6 protein-coding genes are annotated in these 12,550 nt (G+C 45.6%); 2 read left to right on the forward strand and 4 right to left on the reverse strand.

Going from position 1 to position 12,550, the window contains the following annotated elements; genetic code table 11:
- Positions 1-102 precede the first annotated feature (102 nt).
- From EFA69_RS15410 to EFA69_RS15425, 4 genes are all read right to left on the reverse strand, one after another.
- On the reverse strand, positions 103-2,268 hold the full coding sequence (locus tag EFA69_RS15410) for a T9SS type A sorting domain-containing protein (RefSeq protein WP_123133981.1): 2,166 nt from the start codon (positions 2,266-2,268) through the stop codon (positions 103-105).
- A 732-nt stretch (positions 2,269-3,000) separates the two neighbouring features.
- Positions 3,001-3,345, reverse strand: a complete 345-nt coding sequence (locus EFA69_RS15415; protein WP_123133982.1) for a hypothetical protein — start codon at positions 3,343-3,345, stop codon at positions 3,001-3,003.
- A gap of 216 nt (positions 3,346-3,561) precedes the next feature.
- Positions 3,562-5,505, reverse strand: coding sequence for an ATP-dependent nuclease (locus tag EFA69_RS15420; protein WP_123133983.1), 1,944 nt, complete (start codon positions 5,503-5,505; stop codon positions 3,562-3,564).
- A gap of 138 nt (positions 5,506-5,643) precedes the next feature.
- Positions 5,644-9,009, reverse strand: coding sequence for a UvrD-helicase domain-containing protein (locus EFA69_RS15425; RefSeq protein WP_123133984.1), 3,366 nt, complete (start codon positions 9,007-9,009; stop codon positions 5,644-5,646).
- A 162-nt stretch (positions 9,010-9,171) separates the two neighbouring features.
- Here EFA69_RS15425 and EFA69_RS15430 point away from each other — a divergent pair, with 162 nt between their 5' ends.
- Together EFA69_RS15430 and EFA69_RS15435 are read left to right on the forward strand one after the other, a co-directional pair.
- On the forward strand, positions 9,172-9,615 hold the full coding sequence (locus EFA69_RS15430; RefSeq protein WP_148041382.1) for a hypothetical protein: 444 nt from the start codon (positions 9,172-9,174) through the stop codon (positions 9,613-9,615).
- Positions 9,616-10,415: 800 nt separating this feature from the next.
- Positions 10,416-12,293 carry a DEAD/DEAH box helicase gene (locus EFA69_RS15435; protein WP_123133986.1) on the forward strand — a complete coding sequence of 626 codons (1,878 nt, stop codon included), beginning with the start codon at positions 10,416-10,418 and terminating at the stop codon, positions 12,291-12,293.
- Positions 12,294-12,550: the final 257 nt, after the last annotated feature.

The raw sequence follows: 12,550 nt of genomic DNA on the forward strand, positions 1-12,550 counted from the left end.
ATACGAATAAACTATCAGAAAGTGTTTTGCCAAAGTAATCTGGTATATAAAACAAAAAGCCAATGCAACTGCATTGGCTCTTTGGTATAACCTCAAAAGTAATTAATTGTTTTTCACTAGTTTGTGCATAGTTACCTCTTTGCCCTGGTATACTTTCAGAAAGTAGATACCCGCCGGAGACTGTTGCAGAAGATCCAACTCTATTTTCTGCTTTCCGGCTTGGCCCTGAACCGATTTACTCTGCAGCGTTCTGCCCGTCTTGTCAAGCAGCACTAGGTTTACTTCGCCCGCGCTAGCCAACTCTACATCCAGAACAACCGGTCGGCTGGGAATAACCGGGTTAGGGTACACAGCGGTTACATTTACTCTCTGCATTTTCTGGATGCTTGGAGCCGCTTTTACGGTAATCATTTTAGAATACTCATACGCTCCGTCAAAATCTACTTGCTTTAAGCGGTAGTAAGTAGTGCCTGCTACGGGCTGCTGATCCAGGAAGGTGTAGCTAAGGGCCACTTGGCTGTTTCCGTTACCTTTCACCTGGCCAATTTGAGTGAACTCATGGCCATTGGTGCTGCGCTCAATAGTAAAGTAATCATTGTTTTTCTCAGAGGCGGTGCTCCAGGTCAGTTTAACAGCATTGTTCGCAAAGTTTCCGTTGAAAGAGGTCAATTCTACGGGTAAAGGGTTTGCGTTGCCGCACTCAGTTATTATGACGTGCTTTGACGCAGAATTGCTGCCGCAATTATTATAACCTGTTACTGTGATTGTTTGTGGAACTCCTAATTGACTTTCTTCAAATGCGGCAAATACTGTGATAGTTCCTGTTCCTTCTCCTTCAACTAAGGTGATACCTTCAGGCAAAGTAAATATATAGGTTGTATTTGGTTGTGGATTGGTAACCTTATAGGTGATTAATTCATCAGAAATGTTACAAATTTCTGACGGACCAGTTATGGCCACAGTTGGTTTCTCGCAAGAAGGAGTAGTAGGGCAGTATGAGGTTAACTCATTATCAGTGAGAATAAATTGTAATGTAGTAGCAAAAGAACCTTGGTTCCTACTAGACTTAGTACCCATGATATAGAACATACCATTTCCAGTTACTAAACCTTCATTGTCAATGAAGTTGTTTCTAATTTTAATATATCCATTATTGATGAGTGATGATTGGTTGTTTTTATTTACAAAGTTCTCAGCTTCAATGTATGCACATGGATGGTTGACGATTTTACCACTACTTACGTTTTCAATGTTTTCTTTGCAGTATACTTTACCCCAGTTCTCAATGGTGCTTATAGCGTTTTGGTAAATTTTCTTCGTGTTGATTACCCCATAATTATGTAGCAGATTCATGCTGTTGCCGCTTGCAAAATTAATCCCACCCTTCATAGTGACTTTACCGTAGTTGTAAGCTGCTCCTCTATTAAGGTTCAACGCCTCATTTACCGTAGATTGCATTACTACATTACCATAATTGCGGACAACCGTTCCTTCGTTTAGATGTACCTGATTTTGAAACGTAAGCACACCGTTAGTTAAGTTCTTAATCTCAGAATTCACTAATGCTACACTATTATTTGTGAAAGTGAAGTTGCCATTGTTCTCTATCAGGGTATTTTTTGCTTGTTCACTGCTGGTAATGGATGCAAAACCATTATTGATAAATATGGCTTTACCAGAAAGATCCCTACCAAAAACTACATTACCTAATTCAACTTCGCCTTCATTTATTAGATTAGAGCCGTTATTATGTATGGTTAATTTTGATGAACCTTTTAAAACTGCTCCTTCCTCTATAAGAATCTGCCGAGCAATTGAAGTGTTATTACTCTGGTTACCTAATTCAAAATTAATATTAAGCACTACTGTATGCCCAGAACGAATCACAAATTTAGTAATCTGTGTCCCCCTATTATTGTTGTTGTATTCATTGCTGCCTGGAGCTATGTTTTCACCCCATACAGCACCCTCATTGAAATTCCCTGACTTTTGTGAGTAATAGGTAACCCCAGTTACCTGTGCCTGTGCCGGTTCTGCCACCAGCAGCAGGTGGAACAAGACAGTTAGAAGTAAGCAAGATCTTTTTGGATTCTTAATTAAACCGATTCCAATAAAATTTAGAACTCTGTAGAAGTTAGGATGTGAAGAGCCAGTAAAGAAAGAGGGGACGTAAAGATTTGGTTTCATTTGGGAAGAAGTAAAGATACTTTTGGCTTTTGTAGATGTTTTTTGATGAATAGATAGGAGCAAAGGAAATGGTGTGGCCATTTTAACGACTTTGCACTTAGGTAGAGTTGGTTATAGATATACGTTTAAGCTAAACCTATCTCATTAAAAGATAGATTTTTATTGTTTTAGTATCTTATCATCAGGGGGATGTAATGATGCTGCTAAATTACTACATGCATATACTCTAAGCAAGAATAAGTTAAATAATTTTTAGTAGGGTGCTTGTGGAAAATAACACCGAAGTATAGGGATTAATTTTAATAGTTAAGTTTTATATATGTAAAATCATATTATTAGCATGAAAATGGCTTTAAGAGGCATTGAAAAAGTCGTTCCTATTATTGATACAAGCTATAGATTAGCAAGATGGAGCACCTGTGCAAGAAATTGGCTTAGAAAAATAACAAGTTGTTACTTGTATTAGCTTAAACTAATATAATTTTGGCTTTTGCTGATTGATGTATGGTTTACTGTAGTTATCTAGATGATCTACTCATTAGCTAGGGCTAGAGGAGAATACAAGAAGAAGTTAATCCGTTTCCTGATTAGGGGATGTTTTCCCAAAAGTAACCCCTAACTAGGTAGTGGAACGGTTGATGCCTACTACATGCCCTCGGTGCTGGTATGAGATTCCATATCTTGGCTCAGGTAGAGCTGCCGCAGGGAAATTATAGTGATGTCTTGGGATAGACTTAGATGAATGATTGCTTGATGTTGCGTTTAGGGGCTGTTTTTCTGGAATTGGTGTTAAAACAGAGTGCTTCTTCAAATTTATAGATCTTGAGACAGTAGAGCCGCGTTTTGATTTACGTGCATGATCACCCGCTCTTGCCACTGCTTCTCTTCTTCAGAAACCAACAGTGTCAGAAACCAGAACCGCTCCCCCTCCATTTCCACGCCCTTGGAATCATCCACGTGCAGGTCAATCCCAAAGCCGGGCGGATACTTGGAGAAATTCTTCGCTTCTGCCGCTAACGTACGGTTATGCCGCCGTTGGTTGATGATCCCACCCAGCCAGATGCCATACGTCAGGAACAGCCACCTGATATAGCTGGCAGAACGGAAGGAGGTGGTGTAGATGAACACCTGGTGCCCCTCGGCCTTCAGCCTCTTCATTAAGGGTACCGTTCCCTGTCTGATTTTCTCTATTCCCAAAATTTTCTGGAACAGGTTCTGCTTTTGGTTGGGAAGCGCTTGGTGCCAGGGATGAGGGTGTCGTCTAAGTCAAAGGAGATGTCATCAATAAAAGTACGTTTTTGGTTTATTTTTGGGAAAGAAGCGGAAAACGCTGGTACTATAGAATTAGCACCAGCGTTTAGTTAAAGGCGTTGTTTAATCTTTAATATATCTTTTATCTTTAAGAGAATGCTTAGTGGTCCATTCATTTATTTGTTCTACTAAATGAGATTCTATGTCATCATATAAAGTTTCTTCGGGACTGTTTATATTAATAAGTTCATCTAATACCTCCATTACTGAATTCTCAACTTCAAGATCAAAATGTACCCTTGACCACATTTCATACAGTTTGTCTTTAGAAGTACTTTCAATTAGCTCTCCAGCGTCGTTGACTTCTAAAGGTATATGTGCATATTCAAAATATGGTATTGATATCCTATGGATGACCTTTACTCCCTGTGACCTTGAATCTAAGAGTGTTTGATTAATAGTAAGGTTGGCTGTCCAAGCGTTATTTTTATTTCCGTTGTTATTATATATAGAATCGCAATCATGTAGAACAGTAAAAGGTACCTTAAAGTGTGTTAACATCTTTACTAAAGAAGGAATAGTATATTTACCTCTTGCTCTAATCAATATTGGTCTGGAGCTGATAGGATATTTTACTGGGTTTTTATTCATTACAGCTTCAAATGCTGCAAACTCAGTATCACCTTCTATAATTATCGGGTGCTGCCCAAAAAACATTTCAGCCAAATTTAAATCAAATCTGGTAAGCATTTTTAGATTCTTTATCTCTTCTTCTGAAAAACTGACTTTGTCCGATATGTAAGTTTTAGGCGAAGGATTATTCTCAGACCTATCAATTCTTACAATTGTCGTGTGCTTTTCTAACGGATTAATAAATATTGGAGAATGTGTAGTTAGCATTACTTGCCACGAAGGATCATTTGCTAAAGAGTAAAGATACTTGCTGGCAGCTCTTACAGCATTAGGATGAAGTGCTATTTCAGGCTCGTCAATCAAAAGCATGTAACTCGGGAGTGCAACATCATCTGTATCATTAATTGATAATGTTTCCGTTTCTCTAAGCAATGAAATTTCATTTTCTAATAAGGCAATAGCGTCTTGTTTTTCTTGAATCTTTTGTGCGGTTTTAATTTTACTAATTTCAGAGGTAAGTTTCTTGATAGCTTTTAATTTCTCTTCTATCTGCTTGCTCTTAAGCTTTACAAGTTCTTGAGAAGTAGCAAGCTTAGATCTAACCTGCATCATTGCCCAAAATAATGCTCTTTGTGATCCAGTTCCTTGTTGATTCCAGTCTATTTCATCACATCCTTCCTTAAATTTAAATTTAGAAGCTTTAAGAAGTTCTGCTAAGGGATCAATTTTAATGTCACCAATTCCTACATTCAAATCAATTGAGAGATTAGGGAAAATTTCATTGTGGGACTTATTTAAATCACCTTTGATTGTTTGAATTAAATTATTGTGCTCATCAACTGGGCCTTTGGCTTCTGCTGAAATAGATTTAAGTAGTTTGCTCAAGGCAGAACTTTCATCATTCATTATTCGTTTTAATTGCTCCGCAATAGGCTGAATGATGATAGTCAAAAGTGCCTTATGTTCGGTTTCCGGGTTTTCTAATGATCCAATTCTAAACGGCTTTGGTAGTTTACTTGTGAAAACTGTATCTAGGCCACTTGCTTTTTCTGTTTCAGAATAAGCTTGTGCTTCCTTGTCCCAAGTTTTCCTCGTTTTTTTGAAATCATCTTTACTCCATTCCCAAATACTCCTGACTAATTTTAAATCTCCTTCCTCTTCTTTCCAATCATCTGAGATGTTTTTAGTCCCATCAGGGATATGTACCCAGATTTCTACAGAGCTTGGTGATTCATCAGCTCTTTGACAACGATCTTCTTTCTTAAAGCTAATAGTCCCTACTGCAAGTTCATAAGCCTTAAGTAGAGTAGACTTTCCAGAATTGTTTGCTCCTACAATGCATAAAATATTGTCCAAATCAATTGTGAGTCCTTCTGGCCCTATACAACCAATATTGACTACTCGCATTCTTACTAATTTTGATCTTTTTAGCATATATAATGTTCTTAAGTAATATATAGATTTTATAAATATATGAATTTTGAATACTTAAGTGGGTGAGGTGCTGTGATTTTTCAATAAAGCTCAAGTCTCACTCGCTGAAACATAAGTATGAATCTTTTAAATAATATTTTACCCAGCTACTTCCCCCACAAACTCCCATTCCTCCACGCGCTCCTCTTCAAAATAGTACACCACGCACGTAATCCTGCTCATCATCAACTCCCGGAACAGCGCCGCATAAGAATTCAGGTTCTCCACGTATTCCTCCTTGGCAGGTGGTAATTTGTAGTCAATGAGCGTCACCTCACCGGTCTCCCCGAACACAATGCGGTCTGGTTTGTAGCGGTTGGTGCGTACGTCTAGCACTTCGCGTTCGTTCTCCACGGTCACGGCGCGGCTGAAGTAGCGCTGCATCTGTGGGTGAGTGAGCACGTGGTCCACCATCTGGGTGAGGGTGGGCAGTTCGCGCTGGGAGATGATGCCCTGGTGCACCAACTGCCGAAGGGCTTTGGGCGCGTCATCGGCGTAGGTGATGCGGGCGAGGGCGTAGTGCAGCTTCCGGTTCCAGCGGCGGTGCTCCTGCTGGGTCTCAAAATCGAAGACGTTGTTGGCGTGCTGCTTCAGTTTCAGGTTTTGGGCCCAGTCGGCGGAGGTGAACTTGTCCAGCACGTACACGTCTTCAGAAACAGCTTTGTGGCTCACCGCCTGCGGCGCGCCTTTGGCGAGTTGGTAGCAAAATTGGCCCTCCTGCCAAAGGGCCTTGCTCTCCAGGTATTTGTGCAGCCAGAAACTTACGTTCTTCTGCGCGCCGCCTTTCCTGAAATCCTGCGCCTTGCCAATGAGGTAGAGGCGGTCCACGGGGCGGGTGAGGGCTACGTAGAGCATGTTCAGGCTTTCAATAAACGTCTTTTCCAGCTTCTGGGCGTATTGGTCGGCTAAGGCAGTCTGCTCCAGTTTTTTGTTCAGGTTCACCACGGCCGTGCGCAGCTTTCCGCCCGCGGCCACACTTTCGGGCAGCGTGCCCCAGAGCAGCGACGAGGTTTGCGGTTCAAGGCTCCAGTCGCAGAAGGGCACAATCACCACGGGGTAGTCCAGCCCCTTGCTTTTATGAATGCTGGTGATGGTAATGGCGTCGCGGTCTTTAGGCGTGTTAATGCTCAGGTTCTCCTTGTGTAAATCCCAGTACTGTAAGAAGTTGTTGAGGTTGTTGCTGTACTTGAGTGTGTACTCCAGCACCAGATCCAGGAACCGGAACAGGTATTCGCACTCGTTGTTCTTGTCCAGCAAATCAAACACCCGTATCAGCTTCTCGGTGAGCTCATAGATAGAGAGATTCCCGGCATCGCGGTACGCCAAATCAAATCCCTGCTGCTGCAAAAACTGGAAGAATGGGTCAATGCTCGGCTCCACGGCCAGCGCGGCAATCTTGCCCGTGGTGGCACTATCGGGCAGTTCCTGGTGCACCACTTTATAGACCAGATACAAGGCCTGCGACCGCGCCAGACTGTTGGTAGGCTGGTTCAGAATCCGGAAAAAGGCAATAATCAGGTTAATGACCTCCGCGAACTGCAACGAAAGTGAATCCTGCGAGATAATGTCGTATTTCTTCTGCTTCAGAAAGTTGGCTACCAGCTTGCTGTTGCGGTTGGTGCGGCTCAGGATAGCAATATCGCGCGGCGCGTAGCCATCGGCCTGGGCCTGCTGCACCATCTGCAACACCAGCTGCAAGGTGCTTTCCTGGTAGGAGAGGAGATCCTCTTCGGCGTAGCCTTCATATATCTCCTCGGTTTGGCGGCAGGCATCTAAGTCCACTTTAAATGGCGGCACCTCGTCCTGCGTGAACAGTACCTGCAGATGGGCTTTGCCCGATTCTTTCCCTGCGGGTGATTCCTGCTGAAACTTATCATCATAAATAGCCTGCAACAGCGGGAACTGCGGATTGCTCTGACTGATGAACCCGAACAGCTCGTTGTTGAACTGGATGATTTCAGGGGCGCTGCGGTAATTGGTGTTCAGGTTGTCGGGTGAGAGGGTCCAGCGGAGGGTATCATAGCGTGGGGCCACGTTCTCCTCAAAGCGGGAATTCTGGTACAGGTGGTGCGTCTGGTTGCGGTGCAGGTGCAGAATCTGCTCCATCTCGCCACCGCGCCAGCCGTAGATGGCCTGTTTGGCATCGCCCACCACCATGTTGAAATTGTCGCCGGCCAGGGCATTCTCCACCAGCGGCAGCAGGTTGTTCCATTGTAGCACGGAGGTATCCTGAAACTCGTCAATCAAGATATGCTGGTACCGTTCACCCAGCCGCTCATAGATAAACGGAATAGGCTCCTGCAGCACAATCTCCGTGATGCGTTTGTTGAACTCCGAGATGTGCACCAGGTTCTTGTCCAGCTTTATTTCCTGGATGCAGCGGTCCAGCTCGCTCAGCACGCTCAGCTTGTACAGGTGTGGCAGCATGGCCGAGATGAGGATGTGGTTCTGCGTCTCGCGCTCCTTCAGGTCCTCAATGCCTCTATAGATTTCGGCTAGCCGAGGTTTGATCTGGTCCAGTGCTACCTTGGCCCCGGTGCTGGCTTTGGCGCTGGCCCACTTGTCATCGTTCACGGTTTTGGCGGCGTTGCTGTTGGCGATGGTAATGTCAAAGCCGCTGTTCCATTTTCTGAAGTAGGAGTAGATGCCGTTCTTGCCGTAAGACATTTCCTCTGGCATAATGCCGTGGCGGTCAATCAGGTCACTTGCCTCCTGCGCCAACGTCTGTATCTGCTTTTCTACGTTTACTTTCTGGCTGTACAGCTCAGAGCGTATCTTCTTGAAATCTTGCAGGGTAAGCTTCCCAATGTCAAGTAAATGTTCATAGGTCTGCTCATTCAGAAGATTGCGGGCGAAGTCGGCGAGTTCATCAGGCAGCACGTTCCAGCTTTTGCCTTCCTCGGCTTTGTCCAGGGCGTACTGTTGCAGGGTCTCGGCCAGCAGCCGGTTCTCTGCCTGGGTGTTCACTTTGTTTAAAAGCAGACTCACGGCGGTACTCAACAGCGTCTGCGCGTCCATGTCCACCTCAAAATTGTGGGGCAGCTTGAGCTCGGTGGTAAAAGCAGAAACCACCTTGTTCACAAAGGAGTCAATGGTGCTCACCGCGAACTCAGAGTAGTGGAAGAGGAGGTGGTCAAACACCTTGGAAGCCCGCGCCCGCAATCCTTCCTCGGTTAAATCGGATTGTCCGTACTCTGTCCGTATTTCTTGTAATATGTAAAATAGAAGTTGGTCGCTGTTCCGCTTTTCCTTCTCGGGCAAAGCCGTGTCATTGAAGCCCCGCAAGGCCCCCAGAATACGCGTCTTCATTTCCTGGGCGGCATCATTAGTGAACGTGATGGCCAGGATGTTCTTGTAATAGGAGGGTTCCTCGCTCTGCAAGGCCAGTTTCAGGTATTCCTTGGTGAGGTGGTAGGTTTTGCCGGAACCGGCCGAGGAGGAGTATATTTTAAAGGAAGCAGGCACGTTCTTTAATCAACAATTGGGAATTAGGAATTGAGAATTCGGCGGTAGCCGAAAATGGGGTTGCGTTTAGGGGCCTTTTTTACGAAATTAGGCAAAAAACAGGAATTAGGGATTAACGGTACTACGCTTCTTTTGAAGTATCTTTCGGGTAAATCACCGCTCATGAAAAAGCTTTTTTTTGCCTTGCTCTTGCTGCCCTTTCTGTTTTCGCTCAGCGGTTGCAGTGACGACGAGGAGACTCCGCAGCCCGACCTGGAAACGTACGTGAAAGGAACATGGGCTGAATCTAAGGTGACTATCAAAGTGACTGATTTGTCCGGGGTCACTGTGTCCGAAACTGAATCAGTGGGCTACGGCACATATGTGCTGGATGGCAGTAACCTCTCCATCAGTTTTATGCCAGACTTCAAGTGGGTGTATTCCATAGGGCAGCGCAACGACGAACCTTTTATTGCGGCAACCTACGGCCAGAACTTTTCCCTGGAATACAAGATCATCGTTGTCTCCAACCAGGAGATGATCTGGCAACGTGCCTCCACCCAACCCGATGCCAACGGTCAAATGAACCACGTAAGCGTGCAAAATATCTACCTGAACAGAAAGTAAGGTAATGCATGCTGTTTAGAGCCTCTTTTTCAAAAAACGGCCCCTAAACGCAAGAGTTGTTGAGGTAATGTTTCTATCAACGTTATCTGCATTCATGGTTTCGCTGCGTTGCAGCGAGGGTAGTCCGGAGACTACCCATCATCCGTAGGCACGAGTCCGGAGACTCGCTCCAGAAGCCTTCTTTAAAGTAATTTACGGTAGATCAAAAGGAGTTGATTTTGCTTCAAGCTTTAACTGCTTTACTACCCGCACCCTTTCCAGTCTTTCCCTAGAGCGCCTCGCTTGTGGCCAAAGAATAGCAGAGGCTAAGAGCCAACACAGCTACCTGGCCGCATGGGCTTGCGAGAGGGAAAGACGGGGCCCCGCGGCCGTGAGCGCTTACCGCCAAAGATGAAACAACCCAGCTCTAAAACCATAAACAAGCGGCACCGCCTAGGCATCAGCCTAATCCATTAGCCAAGGCAAACCACCCCACGCAAAAATTCCGTTTAGAGCCTCTTTTTCCAAAAACAGCCCCTAAACGTCCACCACACTCTCTCTAAAAAAAGTTTGGGTGCAAAACGGAAAGCCCCTCTATGGCAAGTAGAACAATACAAACTATAATTAATAATATTAGGAAGCCTCTAATCTTTTCCGTACCTTTGCACCACAATACACGCCGAGACTTCGTTGGTCTCATTTTTGGCATTAAGGCACTTCTCAAGCAATCCTCTGTGCGGCTTTCTCCGCAACGAAATCTTGATAAATGACGAATACCCTAGGGCAGGTGTATTGCATTTATATATCATACATAACAATTGATGGAAAGAATCAAATTCCAGGAGCTTCCGTTGTCGGATGAAATCCAGCGTGCAATCGTGGATTTAGGCTACGAAGAAGCTTCCCCAATCCAGACCGCCGCTATTCCGGTGTTGCTGGAAGGCCGTGACGTGATCGGCCAGGCCCAAACCGGTACCGGTAAAACCGCTGCCTTCTCAATCCCCACCATTGAAGCGATTGATCCCAATAACCGCGACGTGCAGGCCCTTATCCTGTGCCCTACCCGCGAGTTGGCCATTCAGGTGGCGGAGGAAATTCAGAAACTGGTAAAATACAAAAAAGGCATCAGCGTAGTGCCTATTTATGGTGGTCAGCCCTATGAGCGCCAGTTACGCGCCCTCAAGCAAGGAGTACAGATCGTGATCGGGACGCCCGGCCGCGTGATGGACCACATTGAGAGAGGAACCCTCCAGCTGGAGAACACCAAGAAGATCATCCTGGATGAGGCCGACGAAATGTTGGACATGGGCTTTAGAGAGGACATTGAGTTCGTTCTGAGCCACATGCCAGAAGACCGCCAGACCATCTTCTTCTCCGCTACCATGAGCAAGCCTATCATGGAACTGACGCGCAAGTACCAAACCAATCCTGAGATTGTGAAGGTAACCCAGCAGCAGCTGACCGTGACCAATATTGAGCAGATCTACTTTGAAGTACGCAGCAGCGGCAAGATGGAAGTGACCACTCGCCTCATTGACATGTACAATTTCAAGGTGGTGATCATCTTCTGTAACACCAAACGCATGGTAGACGAGCTGGTGAGCAATCTCCAGGCGCGCGGCTACTTCGCAGACGGGTTGCACGGTGACCTGAACCAGAACCAGCGGAACAACGTGATGAACAAGTTCAAAGCCGGTACCCTGGAGATACTGGTAGCCACAGACGTTGCCGCCCGCGGTATTGACGTGGACAATGTAGAGGCTGTGATCAACTATGACCTTCCGCAGGACGAGGAGAACTATGTGCACCGCATTGGCCGTACCGGCCGTGCCGGTAAATCTGGAAAAGCCTTCTCGTTTGTAGCCGGTAGAGACCTCTATAAACTACGTGACATTGAGCGCTTCACCAAGGCCAAGATCGTTCGTCAGAACGTGCCAACCTATGAAGACGTGGCCGAAGTACGTACCACGTTGGTTTTAGACCAGGTGAAAGAAGTGATCCAGAAAGGTGGCCTGTCTAAGCACATCCTCAAGATTGAGCGTCTGGTTGACCAGGATCTGACCACCATGGACATTGCCGCGGCGCTGTTGAAACTGGTCATGAAAGACACCAAAAACAAGGAAAAGAGCGCCGAAGCCAGCGAAGGCAAAGGTGGCCCTAAACCTGGTTTTGACCGTCTGTTCGTGACCCTGGGCAAAAAAGACCGTCTGCACCCCAAGGATCTGGTAGACATCATGACCGACTACACCAGCATTCCGGCCGGTAAAGTAGGCGATATCGATTTATATGACCGTTTCAGTTTCGTGGAAGTACCTACTGAGTACACTGCTGAAATTCTGGAGCGCCTGGCGGTAACTGAGATCAACGGCATGACCGTTAAATTCCAGAAAGCCGAGAAAAAAACCATGGACCCTGCCGAAGGCGGACGTGAGTTGCAGGAACTAGAGGATCGCCCACGGAAGAAATTCTATGACGGACCGTTCAACAACAACCGTGGCGGCGGAGACCGCGACCGCGGAGGTGACAGAGGCGGAAGCCGTGGCGGTTATGGCGGCGGCGACCGTGGTGGCCGTTCCTACGGTGACCGTGACAGAGGCGGCGACCGCGGAGGCAGAAGCTTCGGTGGCGGCGGCGGACGTGACCGTGACAGAAACAGCGGTGGCGGTGGCTTCCGGGAAAGAAAAAGAAGAGATTTCTAAAATATTTTTCAGAAATACATAACCCCGTAACTAAGCGTCCGTATACACAAGGGACAGAGCTTAAAAGTTAATAAAGGGTTTAGTATCTGTTTTAAAATAAACGCAGCACTAAGAATGCTGCGTTTATTTTTTTGTGCCTATCACACCCGTTTAGCAGCCCTTTTTCTAAAATCTTGCCAAAACTAGAAAGAAGCCATTCTGCAAAAGTCAGTCCTCCATCAAGTGAATGTGTTCACAAAAAGAATCTGTGAAAACCT

Origin of the sequence: Rufibacter immobilis, assembly GCF_003721565.1 — a bacterium.
GTDB classification, from domain to species: Bacteria; Bacteroidota; Bacteroidia; order Cytophagales; family Hymenobacteraceae; genus Nibribacter; species Nibribacter immobilis.

Bases quoted from the DNA above. Each gene is read 5' to 3' on its own strand.
- EFA69_RS15410 (WP_123133981.1), bottom strand. From the start codon at position 2,268: ATGGCCACACCATTTCCTTTGCTCCTATCTATTCATCAAAAAACATCT.
- EFA69_RS15415 (WP_123133982.1), bottom strand. From the start codon at position 3,345: ATGAAGAGGCTGAAGGCCGAGGGGCACCAGGTGTTCATCTACACCACC.
- EFA69_RS15420 (WP_123133983.1), bottom strand. From the start codon at position 5,505: ATGCTAAAAAGATCAAAATTAGTAAGAATGCGAGTAGTCAATATTGGT.
- EFA69_RS15430 (WP_148041382.1), top strand. From the start codon at position 9,172: ATGAAAAAGCTTTTTTTTGCCTTGCTCTTGCTGCCCTTTCTGTTTTCG.
- EFA69_RS15435 (WP_123133986.1), top strand. From the start codon at position 10,416: ATGGAAAGAATCAAATTCCAGGAGCTTCCGTTGTCGGATGAAATCCAG.